General features: G+C 30.0%; 15 protein-coding genes. 10 read left to right on the top strand and 5 right to left on the bottom strand.

Translation table 4 applies throughout. From position 1 onward, the window contains the following. Nucleotides 1-112: 112 nt before the first annotated feature. From E1I18_RS02445 to E1I18_RS02405, 9 genes are read left to right on the top strand one after another with little or no spacing between them, the layout of a single operon-like run. Nucleotides 113-2923, top strand: coding sequence for a putative immunoglobulin-blocking virulence protein (locus E1I18_RS02445; RefSeq protein WP_141484013.1), 2811 nt, complete (start codon nt 113-115; stop codon nt 2921-2923). Between the two features lie 12 nt (nt 2924-2935). Next, nucleotides 2936-5455, top strand: a complete 2520-nt coding sequence (gene mip / locus E1I18_RS02440; protein WP_141484012.1) for an Ig-specific serine endopeptidase MIP — start codon at nt 2936-2938, stop codon at nt 5453-5455. Between the two features lie 6 nt (nt 5456-5461). After that, nucleotides 5462-6907, top strand: a complete 1446-nt coding sequence (locus E1I18_RS02435) for an MSC_0624 family F1-like ATPase-associated membrane protein (protein ID WP_141484011.1) — start codon at nt 5462-5464, stop codon at nt 6905-6907. 3 nt (nt 6908-6910) lie between these two features. After that, complete coding sequence (locus E1I18_RS02430) at nt 6911-7417, top strand: MSC_0623 family F1-like ATPase-associated protein (protein ID WP_141484010.1); 507 nt, start codon at nt 6911-6913, stop codon at nt 7415-7417. Next, a complete protein-coding gene (locus E1I18_RS02425; protein WP_141484009.1) occupies nt 7417-8334 on the top strand; it encodes an MSC_0622 family F1-like ATPase gamma subunit in 918 nt (305 codons plus the stop codon). Before E1I18_RS02430 ends, E1I18_RS02425 begins: the two co-directional genes overlap by 1 nt. Continuing rightward, nucleotides 8327-8791, top strand: a complete 465-nt coding sequence (locus tag E1I18_RS02420; RefSeq protein ID WP_141484008.1) for an MSC_0621 family F1-like ATPase epsilon subunit — start codon at nt 8327-8329, stop codon at nt 8789-8791. The genes E1I18_RS02425 and E1I18_RS02420 overlap by 8 nt, the downstream gene beginning before the upstream one ends. Next, on the top strand, nt 8784-11294 hold the full coding sequence (locus E1I18_RS02415; RefSeq protein WP_141484007.1) for an MSC_0620 family F1-like ATPase-associated subunit: 2511 nt from the start codon (nt 8784-8786) through the stop codon (nt 11292-11294). Before E1I18_RS02420 ends, E1I18_RS02415 begins: the two co-directional genes overlap by 8 nt. A 10-nt stretch (nt 11295-11304) precedes the next feature. Then, nucleotides 11305-12834 (top strand): MSC_0619 family F1-like ATPase alpha subunit, encoded by a 1530-nt coding sequence (locus E1I18_RS02410; RefSeq protein ID WP_141484006.1) that lies wholly within the window; start codon nt 11305-11307, stop codon nt 12832-12834. Then, nucleotides 12831-14231: an MSC_0618 family F1-like ATPase beta subunit gene (locus E1I18_RS02405; protein ID WP_408634147.1), complete on the top strand. Its 1401-nt coding sequence runs from the start codon at nt 12831-12833 to the stop codon at nt 14229-14231. The genes E1I18_RS02410 and E1I18_RS02405 overlap by 4 nt, the downstream gene beginning before the upstream one ends. A gap of 62 nt (nt 14232-14293) precedes the next feature. On the opposite strand, the gene E1I18_RS02400 is transcribed toward E1I18_RS02405, so the two are convergent. Genes E1I18_RS02400 through gmk form a run of 5 tightly spaced genes read right to left on the bottom strand, consistent with a single transcriptional unit; the run spans nt 14294 to nt 18132 of the window. After that, nucleotides 14294-14944 (bottom strand): ribulose-phosphate 3-epimerase, encoded by a 651-nt coding sequence (locus E1I18_RS02400; RefSeq protein WP_141484004.1) that lies wholly within the window; start codon nt 14942-14944, stop codon nt 14294-14296. After that, entirely contained in the window at nt 14937-15773 is an 837-nt protein-coding gene (gene rsgA / locus E1I18_RS02395; protein ID WP_141484003.1) for a ribosome small subunit-dependent GTPase A, read from the bottom strand. The genes E1I18_RS02400 and rsgA overlap by 8 nt, the downstream gene beginning before the upstream one ends. 7 nt (nt 15774-15780) lie before the next feature. Next, entirely contained in the window at nt 15781-16764 is a 984-nt protein-coding gene (locus E1I18_RS02390) for a serine/threonine-protein kinase (RefSeq protein WP_235888477.1), read from the bottom strand. A gap of 2 nt (nt 16765-16766) precedes the next feature. Continuing rightward, a complete protein-coding gene (locus tag E1I18_RS02385; protein ID WP_141484001.1) occupies nt 16767-17540 on the bottom strand; it encodes a PP2C family protein-serine/threonine phosphatase in 774 nt (257 codons plus the stop codon). Further along, a complete protein-coding gene (gene gmk / locus E1I18_RS02380) occupies nt 17533-18132 on the bottom strand; it encodes a guanylate kinase (RefSeq protein ID WP_141484000.1) in 600 nt (199 codons plus the stop codon). The genes E1I18_RS02385 and gmk overlap by 8 nt, the downstream gene beginning before the upstream one ends. 261 nt (nt 18133-18393) lie before the next feature. On the opposite strand from gmk, the gene secG reads away from it, so the two are divergent. After that, on the top strand, nt 18394-18633 hold the full coding sequence (secG, locus tag E1I18_RS02375; protein WP_141483999.1) for a preprotein translocase subunit SecG: 240 nt from the start codon (nt 18394-18396) through the stop codon (nt 18631-18633). Nucleotide 18634: the final 1 nt, after the last annotated feature.

Here is an 18634-nt window from a genome sequence, read left to right as displayed (position 1 = left end):
TTTTTTTTTTTTTTTTTTTTTTGTTTAGAGATAGATTGATTATAATGGTTCAGATTATTTTATTAAAATAATGTATATATATAACTATATATAAAAGGAGTTTTAATCAATTATGAAAAAGAATAGAAAACTTATATTATTTTCACTCGCCACTGCGTCGAGTTTAACAATATCAGGAGCTGTTGGTGCTGCTAGTTATTTTTCACTAACTGATTCTAGCTCTAAAATTAGATATAACGGCGGAAATACTAGCATACCTATTCTTAAGAACGGAGACGAGTTTGACATAAGTAACTCGATTTCTGGTAATAACGACTCAAGTGACTTAAAACCTAAAAAGACACCTGAGACACCAAAAGAAGATCCAAATAAACCAAACAAAGAAAAAGAAGATCTTGAAGTAAATAAATCTGACCAACTAGATATAAAAGAAGAAAAAAATCAAAACAAACCTTTGGTCGATAAATCTAAACTTCAAAAAACAATTGCTGATTCTCAACAATTTATCAGTGAAATTACAAATGCTAAATATCAAACCATTAAAGATAAATTGATGAAGGAACTTGAAGAAGCAAATAAAGTTTTTAATGACCCTAATGCTACAAAAGAAAAAGTTACTGAGGCTGAAGACAAATTATCTAAAGCTTTAAAATTGGCAAAACAAGAAAAAGAAGCACTTGATAAACCGAAACCACCGATAATTCATAAAAAACCTTCAGAGCCAAAACCTGCTCCAACTCCACCAATTAAATCTCCAAAAGTTCCACCTAAGAAAAAAGAGGAAACTAAAAAGAAAGAGCAAGACAAGAAAAAACAAAATCAAACTCCTTCTAAACCACAACCTCAACCACCACAAAAACGTGAAACTTTAGGTCAAGTTCGTAGACAAATCGAAATTGATGGTGTTTTAGTTGATGCAATAGTTGAACCTCCACGCGAAAGACACGACAGTCCAAACGATGTTAAAAAAGGTATCACGAATAGAAAACCTTATCAAAATAATGCTGTTGGTGAAGTAATTTCAGTTGAAGTAACTGAAGAACTCAGAAAAGCACAAGTTGATAAAGTTAAAAAGGTAGGTAATGGAACAGGTCTTTTTGATGACTTTAGATTAAAATCATGAACTAGAGAACCTGAACTCAACCCTAACACACCAGAAGGTTTGAAAAAATTAACAAAAGTTCTATTTTTAACCGAAAATGATAGATATAACTATCAAAACCTTATTCACAGATATTTAAGACTTCTTAATTCTCCAAAAATTAAAGAATTTCTTCTTAAGGAAGCTCAAGATCAATATGAATCAAAAATTGCTGAGTTCCAAAGAGACTTAGAAAATTTCCAAGCCGAAGTTAAAAGATTTGAAGAAGAAGCGTATGCTGATGCAGCTAAATACCACAAACTTCCCGAAGATCAAAAAACTGATCAAGCTTGAGAACCAATTAAGAAAAAATTCAGAGAACTTGAAGAGAAAAAACATGAATTAGAAGGATATAAAGAACGTAAAAATGTTTGACTTATTTCTAATTTAGACCCTAATAAATTCTCTAAATTAGCACCACGTGTTGATCAAGACCTTAAAAAAGGTTATTCAATAGATCCTAATAATGCTTATATCAATGAAAACGGGGAGCTTGACTCATATGCATTCTCACCTGCACCTGGTTTCAATAGTGTAACTGATAGACTTTCAAGAGACAATAAAGAAAGACGTATATTTAACTTTGATTCATGATATCCTCTAAATGGACCTGATATCTTAAATGATAAATATCCTGGATGAACTAATACTGATGTTACAAATGACTATAAAGATAAATTAGGTCTTCCAGATGCTGGAGTTAAACTAAAATCACTTAGAAAAGATGACGGTACAAAATCAGGTATTATTCTAGAAATTGATGCTTCATACGATGAAGCATACAAAAAAGCAAAAGACATTATTGAGAAAGTTAAACAACAAGGTATTGAAATTACAGGTTACAAAATTGTGAATATGGGTAAACTTGGTCGTCAAAACTTTAAAGAGATTCTTCAAGCATTACCTGAAAAAATTAAACTTCTTAAATTGTTCTATGAAGGCTTTGATACATCTGATCTTATCGAACTTGAAAATAAAGAAATTGACGAATTAGGTATCTACACAACTTCAAACAATATTTATGATGATATTTGAACAATTAACCCTCTTTCATTAAGAAAAGTTGCTTGAGTAAACACAAATGACTTTAATGCTCCTGGTGGATATATTGGTGGATACATACCACCATCGGTTATTAAATTTGATGGACTAAGTTTTGATGAAGGTGATTATAAATACGATGCAAACACTGGAGCTATTGACTATACAAATCCAGCTAGCCTTCAAAGAATTAATGATGGTTTAAGATTAGCTTACTGAACAAGAAATAATGAACCATTCTTCCAAGGTGGTTTTGGACCAGGACTTAAACCTGATCATAATGAAGCCGGAAACAGTTGACCACTTGGACTTGATTTATCAAGAACAAAGCACATAAGATCGCTAAAAGGTCTACAGTTTAATGATATTGAAGGTAAAAACGCCGGAACAAGAAAACTTAAACGTCTTAAACTTTATTCACAAGGCGAATACTTCAACATTGATGTTGATGATTTAAACGATGGTCAATTTGACACAATTATGATTAGTCAAATGCCACAAATGCCAAAAACCAAAATATGATTCTCGGATAAAACTACTAAAAAAGTTAAAATCACATCTAGAAAAGGAATTGCTCTTGCTGCTTCAGGAAAAGCAAACCTACAAGCACTATTCCGTTGAGCTGATCAATTAGATAAAGATGGATACAAAGTGTATGTTGATAGACAAGAAACAAAACAATACCTAAAAGATTCAGGATTTATCGCTGAACTTGCATCAGATGATATAAATATCATTTAAAAGGAGGTCTTTATGAGGAAAAGATTATTTAATTTAATACTTGCTAGCAGTTCATTAAGTATATTAAGCTTAGCAGCTGCTCAATGTAGTCCGAAAAAAGAAGACAAAACCAATGAAGGTGGCACTAAACCAGGTAATTCAAAAACTCAACCTAAAACACCTGAACAAGCTAAAGAATTAATTAATGAAAAACTTCAACAATTAAGTAACGAACAAAAAAAAGAAATTCAAAAGCAAGTTCAAGACTCAGGTGATGATGTTACTAAACTTAACAAAGTCTTATCAAACATCAATCTGCAACTTAGTTTAAACCAAGAAATTAATAGTTTAGAGTTTCTATACAGCGTAAAAGGAAATGAAGTTAGAGATGGAAGCTTAGCTAATACTTATGCTGATGGTATTGATAATCCTAACGATGTTTATGTTGAAATTAAACAAAAAGTCGCTGACGAAACTAAAAAAGAAAACAAATATCTCACAATTATTCAAAAGGTTACACCTGACAAGATTAAAGGTGAAGTCGAAATTAAATTTGATGTGGTTGCCCGAGGTCATGAATCAGTTAAGATTTCAATAGATCACACAATTAAAGGTTTTAAAACTGGTGATGATCCACAAAGAATTTTTGACCAAGGAATTAATAAATCAGTTAGCGATACAAGTGTAATTAATGCATATATAGCTAAAGATCAAGCAAAAAGATTTGAAAGTGATAATGCAGACTACATCAAAGCTTTATCAAGACAATTAGCTACTAAACCTGATGATGATGTTTCAGTAGAAGCATTAAGAAAAAGAGAGGGTGAAGCAAAACTTCGTAAAGATGTTACTGATGAGCAATATAAAAATTCAAAAGAAAACTTTGACAAAATTGTTAAACAAAAACATGCAAATCTAGATACATTTGACAACTGACTTCTTAAAACTTTTTCTGCTCCTATATATGATAAAGATGGAAAATTCCAAGGATTTAGTATTAATCAAGGTTCACAATTTGGTATAGGACCTTCATGAGTAGATAGTGCACAACGAAACAAATACCAAATTAATGGTTATCCACGTACAATCCTTAACGAACAATATTTACGTCAAGCATTGCAAACATGACACATTGAATTTGCTAATCCTGCACGAAAAGAATATATTGATGAAAAAACTAAGAGAAGAGAAATTATTCCAAATACATTCACACCTACAGCAGGTACTGCGTGAATTATGGACTATGCTTTAGATCCAACAAACTCTTATCCAACTAAATGATATATTGGAACCAACCTTCACGTTGCTCAAGCATTAACAGATGAAACTAATAGTTTCTCAATTGCTAGATTGCAAAAAGACACAACAAGAGTAACTGACCCTCATCAATTAGCTTCAACTGGTTATGATTTTCGAATTGAAAAATTCAACTTTTTATTAAATGGAACTGATAAAAAGGATTGACCAATTAGAATAGTTTATACCGGAACCGATTACTTGAATAAAGATCCTAAAGACTATTTGGATGATACTCATCAAGATTTCTTAAAAGATAAACAAGAATTTGCAGACTTTGCTGTTCTAGAAATTGACTTTTCTAAAGTAAAAAAAGGTAATGATACAGGTGGAAACTACTTCTTTAGTACTTACTGAAATCAAGGTATTCCAGAACAATTTGCAGCAAATTTAAGAAAACTTGAAGATGATTTAAGAAAACCAAACATTGATCAGACAGCATTAAAAACTGCTCAATCAAATATTGCTAAATTTATCACTAATGACTATGCAAATCTAAAAGGTGAAAACGACAAAGTAAAATTCATCGCTCAAGATTATTTACACAACTATTCTCAAATTGATAGACCTCTTGACTCTAAAGCAGAGTTCAATGGTGACTCATTGTATGCAGTAGGTTGACCACGTGCTGACCTTGATTACAAATGAGATCAGTATGCTGATGAAAAAGAAATCAAAAACAAAAAATTCAATTATGAACTTTGAATTAATAAAGATGGTAGAAGATCTATTGAAAACACTAAAGATGGAAACTGATTATCATATGTTTTAGGTTATAGAACAATTAATGATAAACCTGGTATCGTAGATGCATTCATTTCAGCGCCTAAGAACGGTGCTAAATTCCACGAATACAACGGAAAACAATGAGTTTCAGTAGGTCTAAACTACAGTCCAAAACACTATGCACCATTCGGTGGTTCTTCTGGAACAAGTATTAGAAATCAAAATAATCAATTAGTTGCTGTATTCCACTCAGCAAACCAAAATGCAGGTGCAGGTCTTGCAGTTGCATTCAGATCACAAGGTTATGATTACAACGGTGTATTCAATAGTGACCAAAAAACTTATGAATTACCTCAATATGACCTTATTTATGGTGGTGGAAAAGATCAAAAAGCAGGTGCTTCATACCGTGAAGCTCTTAAAAAAATTTATGAAAAAGATGGCAACTTCAAAACCTGATTATTCCAAAATGGATTAGACAACGTCCCTCAAGAGTATAAATTTGACAACAAAACAGAGCAAAGTAAATAATAATTTATGAATCAATCTCAACAAATTGAGAATCAGAATTTCTTTGAAGACGTAGAACTAAAAAGTAATAAGAATATTACTTTATTAGTTTTAAGAAGTATTTTATTAGTATTTGCATTTGTTGCAATTATGGGATTGCTTTTCGATCTCAATAATGCTATTCTTGCTCAAAAAATGCTTCCTTTAAGGAAATTATTTCAAATTGAAAATCCAACGGAACTTACTTCATCATTTTTGATAGTGTTCCGTTTCTTATTGCTCTTTATTACATTTATTTATACTCTTTACATTAACTATGCAAACTTAAAGCGGTATCAACATAATCTAATTTTATATTTACCATTATTTGTTACTTATGCTTTATTGTCTCTTGTTTCAGTAATCCTTTTATTCACTTATTTTGATCCTAATCCTGCAAAAATTTTAATATTAGCATACATACTTATACCTATGTTCCTTACTCGTGTTTGAGACTTTATCTTTAGATATTTCTTAGGCAAAAAAACAGATCCACTTTTAAACAGAAGACCTACTATATTAATAATTTCAATCCTTTCACGTCTTGTTACTTATTCATTATTACTTTTTGTATTTCTTTACTGACCAACTCAATCAAAAGATGGCTCGTTGTTTAGTGAAATTGAACCAAACAGTTTTTATAATTTAATTAGAGGTTGATTCGTTGACAAAACAGCAACTAATTTAATAATTGTATCTGCATTCTTTATTCTTTTTGGTTTATTACTCTTTGCAAATAACATTAATTTAATTGTATTAGCAATCAATAAACGTATAAAAATCAATACTTTCCAATATTACATTGAATTAAGTTTAGTTATTTTTGCAGGTATTTCAATTTGATTTGTTCGTTCACTTTTCTATAAACTTTATGCAGACAACTTGCTTGAAGGTCCTTCGCAAAATTCATTACTTTATTTAGTTTCAATTCTATTTTTAGCAATAATATTAGGTCTTTATTGTGCATTTGCATTTTTATTCAAATCAGATGGAAGAAAAAATAACCTACAACTTTTAGGTCTTGTTATTGCTAATTCACTTTTAATGGCTACATATATTTTTGTTTCGCTATTAAATTCAGACACTCTTACAAATATCATAATTTTTGGTTTCACAACACTATTTATCTTTATAAGCAACATCATTTTCTGACAACGTGTAAAACGTTTAAGCGTCAATGCAGCAATATTTATTATTGGTAATGCAATCATTTTAGGTCTTAATTTAGCAATCAATGGTATTAATCAACTTTTCTTAACTCAAGAAATATCAAACTGACTTTTCTATACAATTTTTCCACCATTTAGCTTAATGCAAATGGTTTCACTCGCTTATATAACATTTGTTCTATTAAACGCAATCTACATCACAATCGCTATTACAGTATCATTTTCAAAACTTGTAATCTACACAAAATTAAAGGCAAAGGAGTAAAACATGAATAAATCACAAAAAAAAGCTGCTTTATTTTCACTTTTCAATCAATTCGAATACTATAAAAGTCTTAGTGAACAATCAAATTTTATCGCTTATGAAAAACTTATTTCAAGTGTCCTTTTTCACTCACAACTAGGTTATGAATCACAAGCATACAATAACTTCACACGTAATTTTAAGTCATATATAGACCATAAATTCAACATAATTTTTGACGACTTTGTTTTAGCATACGAAATTTGCCCTCTTTATGACCTTGATAAAATTGTGCCTTGCGTTATATCAAAAGAACAATCTCAAGTCAATTCAATAAAAATGACTATCTCTTTATTCAAAGATGAAAATAGATTTTTGACAAATCTAAACAAAATACTTTGAGATCTTCTTAAATCAAATCATTGTGTAGAAATCTATAAAGGTTTAATTCTTTACTTAGTACCTCAAAGCAGATTACCAAAAGTTGCATTTAGTTCTGATTATGTTTCACTAATCAATAAGGAAAATTAATGCATTTAGTTAAACTTCTTGAAAAACGTAAAAAATTAGACTTTATTCATAAGCGTGTATTAAACAACAAAAATATCTTATTAATCAATATAATTAAGCTTACTCAAAACCTAAAATACTTTTCTAAAAAAGCACTCGAAACACGTAATTTAATTACTGAAGTAAATAAATATTACAAGGTTTCTAACTGAATTATCGACTCTCAGCAAACATCTTTGCTCAAAAAAATATTTAATAAAAAATCAAACACAAAGAAATCATTCGAATTGTTTGTTTATCTAACTGATGAGCAAAAATATGGTACTGACTCATATAGCCGTTATGAAAGAACGCTTCTTGAAGAAGCGCAAAATAAATCAATGCATTTCATAACAATTGGTTCGCGTGCCTATGATTTTTGCAAGAAAAATAACTTCAAAATCATTAAACACTTCCAATCATGAAGCATTGATTACCAATTTATTCTTAACTTTGCCGAATTAATTAAACAAGCATACATTATTGACCAATACAATAAAGTAAACTTTGTGATTAACTCAAACAAAATGCATAATCATTACTTTACAATATTGCCGCTTAAATTATTCAATTTGCAAAAATTAGTTGGAAACAATATTGAATTTGACACAAAATCAATATCAAAAGTAAAAATCTTCCCTAACATTAAAGATTTTTACAACAATATTGTTGAACAATTTATTCTCTTCTCTTTACAAGCATTATTTGTTGAATCTAGTTTCTATCAGGCAAAAATTGGTCTTATCACATCAAACAAAATTAACTCAGAATTAGAAGAAAGTCTTCTTAAACTAAACAAAAAAATTATTACTGCAAAACGTGAAAAAGAGATTGAAGAAATCAACATTATTACACGAAAAAAAGAATCTATATTGGATTTAAGGAGAGATAATGGCTAAATACCATGAATTAACAATCGAATATAGTCCAACAAAATTTATACACTATAATGCAGCCAAAATATTTGTTTATATTGACGAAGAAGAGACATTTAGCGAACTAAAACCAGATCTAATTTCTGCATTCAAACTTCGTTTTGCTAAACTCGAATTTGATAATGATGTTGAGCCTACCTATCTATTTTTATCAAATGCACAAATCTACTTTTTAAATGAGCAAGCAAAAATTATTATTAATGAAAAACCTACCTTGTATAAAGTTGACAAAAATGTGCAACGTGATAAAGAAAAAGACGAATTAAAAGAAATTTATTCAGAACTTCGTGCAATTCAATCTTCAGAATTCATCTCAATTTCTTCTCTACAAGCTACTGAATACGAAATGCGAAAAAGAGAACTTTATATAAAAGAAAAAATTTATACACACAAACTAGTACAAAGGAGTTCAAATGCATAGAAAATTTGTTAAATTATCTCTAGTTGCAACATCTTTTTCAACATCATTGCTTACACCTTTTGTACTTAGTGCATCAAACAAAAAATTACAAGAAACTACTACACCTGCTACACCTGCTACACCTAGCACACCTGGAACTCAAGATCCTTCTAAACCATTAAAAAAACATGTCTCGCCAATCTTCTCTCGATTTGCAGGCGAGGCAGATAGAATCAGAAAAGAAGCTCTTACAAAAGTAATTAATCGTGCAATTGAAGTATTTAACAATAAATACAAAGCAATTTCTGACTACTCTAAAAAAGACTTTAATAAAGAAATTGTTGCAAAAGCAATCTACTATAAAGAACTTGTTAATTTTTTGACCAAAAATAAAGACAAAATCATTGAAAATCCTTTTGATTACAATCTTTTTTTCCTAACACCTTTCACAATTTCAAGAAACAAAAAACTTGATCAAGGTGACATTAAATACGACTCAAAACTCTATAATAATATTAAATTTGGTTCGGATGGTGAAGTCAATGACCCTAACTATAATAAGCTCGTTGAACTTTATAAAAAACAACTGCAAGATTCAAAACTAGAAAAACCTAACCAAATTGATAATACTTTAGAATATAAAGAATTTACTCAATTTATCAATAGTTACTATGATAAATTGAATGCAAAAATTATTGAAATAATCTCACAAGAAAAAGACGAACTTAAAGCAAAAGATATTAAGTTCTCGCAAACTGAAAAAGGTGTTGAAGTTAATCTTGATGATTGAAAAAAGAAAAATAAAGACTTTGAAACTTACTTCAAAAACAACTTTACAAAAAGATCAATTCATTTTGACCTCGAGCAAAACCAAAACCTAAAAATCGAGCAAGAAGAAAAACAAAAGAAAAAAGATCAACAAAAACAACCTACTCCGCCTACGCTTGATAAACTTCCTACACCACCTACTTTAGTACCCGGCGAAGGAACAAATGCTCCTGTTGAACCTCCAGTAATTAACACGGTTGTTGAATCATTACCAACTCTTAAACCATTCGTTAATCCAGAGTATGCTGATAAGGATTTAAGTACAATAAAATCTACTTTTGATTCATTGATAAACAATGCAAAAGATGATGCTTCTAAACAAAAAGCAAGTGATTCTGTATTCTTTTTCAATAATCCAATCAATACTCGTATTAGTTATTGAGTTGAAAAGGTAGAATTAAGCACAGACAAAGACAATAACAATAAACGAATTTTACGAGCCTATGTGAAACTTAAAGATAGAGTTCCAAATAGTGACCAAACTTTTTCAAGCAGATCATACTCAGAAACTGTTATCAGTGACTACTTCAATCCTTTAAAAGATAAAGTTGCTCAGGCAACAATTTATAAAGCGCAAATTGAAGCAATTAAAGAAACATTTGCTAAATTCTATGATGCTTTATTGCTTGATGACACTATTGATTACAATAAATTTAGAAATAATGAACTTAGTTTAGCTGTATCTTCAATGGTCGATTTAGCAATCAAAATTTTTGAAGGTACTGAAATTAAATTCCCTTCAGGTATAAATGGTGATGATAAGACCACATCAAATGTAGCTAATAACCAATTTAAAGTAATTCAAAAAGAAGCAGTAGATAAATTTGTAGATTATTTCGATACTGAAGACGTGGAAAATAATGAGCAACTTATCCAAGATGTTAAATCTGATATCATATACACATTTTTAAACGCTCTTAAATCATCAATCATTAATAATTATTCATATTTCAATTATTTAGCGCATATTATTAATGCAAATGATGGAATTGTAAGTTTTATTGCAACGGCTGCAAAAGTTAATAGAGAACAATTTATCATCAAAAATTTTGAGGATAATGATCTCGATATTGATGTAATTGATAAATTAATTCGTTACACCAACAGAGATGTTCAAAACTATAAAGCAATCGCAACCAGTTCGCCAGCAAACCTAACAAAATGATATAAAAATATGCTTAAATATTTGAAATCAATCAATTTAAACACCAAAATTCTTGCAGTTCTAGCAACAAATAGACTCACAAACGATGATAAAAAACTTGATCCAAATTACACAAAAGTTACTCAACAAAATGCAGTGCAAAAATCAGCACTAGGTCTTTCAAGATTTAATCTTTTATTGCAAGAACCAGGCCAAAAAGACAAAGACACAACTCCACAAACAAATAAACCAGACACAAACAAACAACAACCAATTCGTTATATATACCGTCCAGATTTTCTTAAAGCTTATGATGAAGCATTGGAACGAATTGCAGAATATGAAAAAAGATCTTTCGATACACTTTCAACTCCAGCATACTCACTAATTGCAATTGGTGCAGTTCTATTATTATTAATTACAATTATTGGTGGAATTTATGTATCAAAAAACAAAAACGCAAAAGCAATCGCTCTATATGCAACAACAATAACTCTTTCAGTACTTGTTATAGCAATAGGTGCAACACTGATATTGCTTTCATTAATTTAGAAAGGAAAATATGAAAAACTCAAATCCAAAAGTATGTGCTATATTTGACTATATCATTAAGGTTGAAGGTCAATTCAACTACAAACAAAGACAGCACTTCAAAATATTAAGTGAGCATGAAGTTGAATTATTCTTAATTTCTGCAAATGAAAATAGTGCATATCTACTTGCAAACCATCCTAATTTAGTAAAAATTAATGATGAAATTGTTCTTGATGACAAAGACGAAAGCGTTTCAACTTACACAAAATATTTTGGACACATTATTAATATTGATGGTGACTTAGTTCACCCTGAAGCATTTGATGGAAAAAACAAGATTTTTCCTCAAAAATATCCAATTTTTGGTCTTGCACACAACCTAATGACTGTAGAAAGATTAAACAAACAACTTTACACAGGAATTAGTGCTGTTGACCTCTTGATCCCTATTGGTAAAGGTCAACGTGAATTAATTATTGGTGATAGACAAACTGGTAAAACACATATTGCACTCAACGCAATAATAAATCAAGGTAAACAAAGCGATACTAAATGTATTTATGTTGCAATTGGTCAAAAGAAAGAAACAATTACACACATTTACAACCAACTTAAAGAAAATAATGCTCTTGAAAACACAATAATTGTTGATGCTCCTGCAAACAGTGTTTATGAACAATATTTAGCACCTTACATTGCAATGGCTCATGCAGAAAACCTTTCACACTTCTTTGATGTTTTGATTGTTTTTGATGATTTAACAAAACATGCAAACATTATTCGTGAAATTGCACTTTTAACTGATAAACCAGTAGGTAAAGAAGCAATGCCTTCAAACGTTTTCTTCTCTCACTCATCATTATTAGAGCGTGCAGGAAGCTTCAAAGATCGTAAAACTATTACTGCTTTACCAATTATTCAAACAGTTGATGGCGATATCACAAGCTTAATAAGTTCAAACGTTATTTCAATTACAGATGGTCAAATTGTAACTAGTTCTGACTTATTTGCACAAGGTAAATTGCCAGCAATTAACATTGATTTATCAGTGTCGCGTACTGGTTCATCAGTACAAAATCACTCAATAACAAGAGTTGCAGGTGAAATTAGTAAAATTTATCGTTCATACAAAAAACACCTTAAACTTGCAATGATTGACTATGAATTCAATAAAGAAACATCAGCATTACTTAATAAAGGTAAGGCAATTGAAAAGATGTTTACTCAAAAAGGCTTTTCACTTTACTCATCAAGATTCATGATTTTAATGGCAAAAATGGCTTCATGAAACATAATGAATGGAGTTAAAGACGAATCATTAGCACTTAAATTTATTGATAACTTTATCAACCTGTATCCTGAGGCTCAAAACGCATTTAAAACAATGCAAAATAATGAACCTTATGATGATGAGGTAATGAAAAATTATTTTGCTTATGCATTGGCTCAATTCTCAGAAAAATTTGGCTTAGGTTGAGAAATTGAATATAAACACCCATTTTTAGCAATTGATGCAACATTTTGAAACAAAATTAAATACATTATGGAGGTTAAATAATGGCTCGAATTAGCAGTATTACTGATGATATTATTGAAATTAAGTTTCCTGACAAAAAACTTCCTAAACCAAATGTAATCATCACATTGCATGAAGGCAAAAGTTCATTAATGGTTAAAAGAATTATTGATGAAGAAACCGTTTTAGCCGTTGTTGTTTATGCATTTAAGCCAATCTCACTTGATGATGAGTTAAATGTAGGTCAAATTTCTCTTAAAGTTCCTGTTGGTCAAAGTTCAAAAAACAACATTTTTAACATATATGGAAAACCTTTATTGGAAAATAATAAAGAACTTCAATATATTGAAATGAACTCAGTTCCTAGATCAACTCGTTTTAATGACTCTAAACCTGAAATTATGGAAACAGGAATTAAAGCAATTGACTTCTTTATCCCTATTCTCAAAGGCCACAAATTAGGTATTTTTGGTGGTGCCGGTGTTGGTAAAACTGTTGTTATGAAAGAAATCATTTTCAACGTAAACAAAAAAGATTCAAAAACTTCAAACATTTTTATTGGTTCAGGTGAACGTAGTCGTGAGGCAATTGAGTTATATGACGAACTTAAAGAATCAAACTTAATGGACAATTCAATTATGTTTGTTTCAAAAATAAATGAGTTTCCAGGCGCAAGAAGTTCAATAGTTCCTTTAGGTGTTACAGCTGCTGAATACTTAAGAGACATTGATAAACAAGACGTATTGCTTTTTGTTGATAATATGTATAGATACGTGCAAGCTGAAAACGAAGTTAGTGCTTCTTTAGGTAAAAAACCATCAGTTGGTGGCTACCAATCTACACTTGAAAGTGATATTGCAAACGTTCAAGAACGTTTGTTCAAAAATGAAAATGGTTCAATTACAGCATTCGAAACTGTCTTCTTACCAATGGATGACTTATCTGATCCTTCAGCAGTTGCAGTATTCAACCACCTTGATGGAAATATGGTTCTTTCACGTGAGCAAACAGCAAAAGGTATTTATCCAGCATTTGAACCATTGGCTTCTTCATCTAACACAGTAAATGAAAAAATAATTGGCAAAAGACACTATGATGCAATCGTTGAAACAAAACGTATTCTAAAAGCATATAGAGATCTAGAGGACATTATTCTAATTCTAGGTTTTGATGAGCTTGATGAAGATAACAAAATCATTGTTAAAAAAGCATTGCAACTTGAAAACTTCTTCACTCAAAACTTCTTTATGACTGAACACTTTACAAAATCAAAAGGTGTTTATGTACCTCTAAAAGACACAGTTGAGAGTGTTATTAGAATATTGGAAGGTAAATTTATCAACCAAAACCCTGAAATTTTCTCTTATATAGGTTCAAACTTGTCTATGCCTACTGATAAAGAAATCGAGGCAGAAAAAGCAATTCAAAAAATGCAGTAATATCTGCATTTTTTTTCTTTTTTTGACGTATACTACTCAAAAACGTGTATATTGGTAAAATTCTACTTCAATATTGACTGAATAGTTTCTTTAGTTGGATTATTAACTAAAAATGTTCCAGCAACACAAGCATCTGCGCCTGCTTTAAAGCATTTAGGACCTGTTTGCGAATTAATACCACCATCAACTTGAATTAAGTACTGATATTGATTTTTATTTCTTAAATCTTTTAATTCCTTAATTTTATCTATAGAAGACTCAATAAATTTTTGACCTCCAGCACCAGGTTCAACCGACATGACCAATACAAGAGCAATATAAGGAAGAAATTTTGTTATTTTTTCAACAGGTGTATCAGGTTTTATTGCTAAACCAATTCGATAATCATGGTGCTTTTTAACTAAAAAATTATAGAATTCTTTTGAATTTAGAGCTTCAAAATGCACAGTGGTTATATCAACTACATCTTTAAATTTATCAAGATATTCTAAAGGATTTTCGACCATTAAATGAGCATCCATAAAGTGTTTTGATGTTTTTAATTTAATCTGTTGAATTTCTTCAAGTTCTATTGCTTTATTTGGCACAAATTTTGCATCCATCACATCATAATGAATTCATTTAATACCTTCATTGAGTAATTTTTGCGCCATTTCTCATCTTTTTCCTTCTTCAACGTTCAAAAGTGAGGGTGTTACATTTTTTTTATTCATCCTTAGCCTCTTTCATCATTTTTAAATAATTTTTGTATCTGAATTCAGGAATTACACCGCTTTTTAAACTTAATTTAATATTGCATCACTCTTCAGGTTCATTAATGTGCAAGCACGATTTAAATTTACACATTTTAGAAAGTTCTTTAAACTGATTAAAAGATTGAGCAAGTCTAATTTTTGATAACTTTATATCAAAACTACTAAATCCTGGAGTATCAATAAGTTCACCACCTAGTGTTTGGATAATTTGCACAACACGTGTAGTGTGACGACCTCGGTTGGCAAATTTTGATATTGCTTGAGTTTCAAAATGAGTACCAGCAACTGCATTAATAAAAGTTGTTTTGCCAACGCCGCTTTGACCCATTAGTGAAATAACTTTATTTTTAAAAATTGGACTAAGCATTGACTTTAAATTTGCATTTTGATAATCAATATTGAATACTTTATAACCCATTGAGATATATTTGTCTTTTCACTCGCTAAGTGCTAAGTCCACTTTTGTTATAAACAATATTGGCTCAATATTGTTTGCTTCAATAAAAGCTAAATATTTATCTACTAAATAAGGTTGAAAATCTGGCTCAACAACACTCATAACAACAATTATTGAGTCAATATTAGCAACTTTAGGCCTAATAAATGAGTTTTTGCGCTCAAGTACTTTATTAATACACTTATTTGGCTCAAACTCTACATTATCGCCAACAATTGGATCAATATTTTTGTGTCTAAATACTCCTGCAGCAGGCAAAAAATGCATATTGCCATCGACATCTTTGATATGGTAGCGACCACCAGTTAATGAATAAATTTTTCCTTGCACAATACTCCTAAACAAATACAACTATAAGCACTATACCCACAATAAGGACTACTAAAATTATTGCAATTGCAGAATAAATAAATTGTTTTGAATTAATAACCTCTTGCAATGATTTTTTCGCTCTATCACGCTTCGCATTATATGGTTTTTCATAGTAGCGTTCAGGTTTTGTAGAAGTGCTTAAGTCTTCACGCATTTCTCACATTGTTTTGTATCTTTTTGATGGATCTTTGTTAGTTGCCTTATAGATAACATTGGCTAATGCCTGTGGAATTTCAATGATTTTTGTTATATCCGGGATGCTTAGCGACTTTTGTTTTTTCATTGTTTCTAAAGCATCGCTACCTTTAAGAGGATATGTACCTGTAAGCATCTCATAAAGTAGAATACCTAATGCATAAATATCAGTTTGAATAGATGGTTTATTATTCGCAGTGCATAATTCAGGAGCTAAATAATAAACAGAACCTATGACTTTAAGATCTTGTGTAAAACGTTGACTATTTTGGCCTAACGCAAGACCAAAATCAATAACTTTAACATTGCGATCTCTAGTAATCATGATGTTATTGCTCTTAATATCTCGATGAATTATTCCAATACTGTGTAATTCACCAAGTGCTTCAGCAATCTGCATAGCATAATTTACTGCAGTTTTTGATATAAGTTTGCCACCTTTACGAATTTGAGAATGTAAGCTTTCGCCTTCTACAAATTCCATTACTAAATATTGTTCATCATCACCAACATATGATTCAATATACTTAGCAATACGAATGGAATTTATTGATTTATAGAGTGCAATCTCTTGCTTAAAACGGTTGATAACTACTGTATTATCAGTGTTATCGTTAAATTTAAGATACTTTAGCGCATAAACTTGATGGGGTTCATTAATTGTTTCAACTTTAAAAACATCACTAAATCCACCTGAACCTACTTTATTTATAATTCTGTATTTTTTATAAATTCTACTGTCTTGAGAAGGCATTATTATTCACTCCATTCTGAATTTTTGTTAAGTTCAATAAATATTGCTGAAGCATTATCCGTTGAATTATTTTCCAATGCATTATTCACTAATAACTCAACTTTTTCTTGTGGTTCAATATTTTTTTTGAGTATCATTTCCATTGAAGGTTTATCAATAAAACCATGAACACCATCACTAGTTGCTAGCAGTCCAGAGATATTATCAAACTCATAACTAAGATCAAAAACCTCAATTTTTGTTTTTTTCTGTGGTCCTAATGCTGAAGTTAAAGCTGTGAAATAATGCACTTTTTTTGCTTTTAATTCACTAAAACCTTCTTCACGAATAAGTCTATTTAACAAATTATGATCCACTGTAATTTGTTCAAGATCACCTTCTTTTTTTATGACATAAGTTCGAGAGTCACCGATGTTAAAAATGTATAAAAATTTCTCTTTATTACTGAAAATTGCTGCAGTTACAGTAGTTCCCATATCTAGTTTTGCTTCATCATTCTCGCCTAATTTGGTCATTTCTTGCTTTGCAATTTCAACAGTTGTTTTAAATCATGCAACATAACTATTGATATTATTTTCAGCTAAAGGTAAGGTATTATGAAATCTTTGATTGAATGTATTGACTGTAATATTTGAAGCAAGTGCGCCACCATAATGGCCACCCATCCCGTCGCAGAGCACAAAGAAACCGACATCTTCACTTAAAAAGACGCCAGTTTTGTCTTGATTTTCAGTGCGATAATTACCAGTAACACTTAATTGAGCATAATTATTCATACAACTCTTTCAATAATAACTCTTCAATTTCACTTGCAGCACGTTCAGGAATATCATTAATTACATGATATTTAAAAATGTCTTTTTCAGCCATTTCTTGTTTTGCTTTTTCAAGTCTTTTATCAATCGACTCTTGTGTTTCAGTGTTTCTTCCAATAATTCTTTGTTTAAGTTCTTCAAATGATGGAGGCAAAATAAAAACAGTAATTATGTTATATTTCTTTTGATTTTCTTTGTTTTGAAGGACTAATTTAGCACCCCTTGTTTCAATCTCTAAAAATGGAACCAAACCTTTGGTATGAATAGAATCAATTTCGCTAAATAAAGTACCATAATAATTATCAAAGTGATGGTTGTATTCTAAAAGCTCATTATTTTTAATTTTGCTTTCAAAATCTTCTTTTGAAATAAAGAAATAATGAACACCATCTATCTCGCCAACGCGTGGTGCTCGAGTTGTAGCTGAAACTGAAAGCTTCAATCTTAGCTGCTTATTCTCAAATAAAATTTTCTCAATCGTTCCTTTTCCAACACCGCTAGGTCCTGTGAAAATTATGATTGGTTTTTTAATATTAGATCTTTTATTTAGCATAGTTATTTAATTATAAATTAATTTTTAATTTTTAATTTAAATGAGTTGTGTTTTTTACTAAAAATACTCAAAAACGTGTATTTTAGTGTAATTTCAGTAAAATTATTGAGATTATGAAGCAGTAGAGAATTAATTCATAATTTTACCAATATACACGTTTTTGAGTACTTTTGGACAAAAATGTACATTTTGTAATTAATTAGGTATATTAATTATTAATATTGAATGATAGTATATAATAATAAATATTTAGGAGGGTGCATGGCTGGTTTAATTATTTCAATAATTATGATTATTGTCGCAATAGTTGTTATTATTATTTCATTGATGATGTCTCCTGATTCAAATGGTTTTTCGGGAGCGCTTGTTGGTTCAGGAGATCTTGAACTTTTTAAAACTTCAAAAGAGAGAGGAGTAAAGAAATTATTAAAATGAAGCATGTTTGGTTGTGGTTTATTAACCATTGTACTAGCTCTTCTTATTAAAATTCTTGTTAAATAAT

This window comes from Mycoplasmopsis mucosicanis (genome assembly GCF_006546935.1).
Taxonomy (GTDB): domain Bacteria; phylum Bacillota_I; class Bacilli_A; order Mycoplasmatales; family Metamycoplasmataceae; genus Mycoplasmopsis; species Mycoplasmopsis mucosicanis.
The sequence above is the reverse complement of the archived record's forward strand: the minus strand, read 5'-3'. Positions and strand labels throughout refer to the sequence as shown.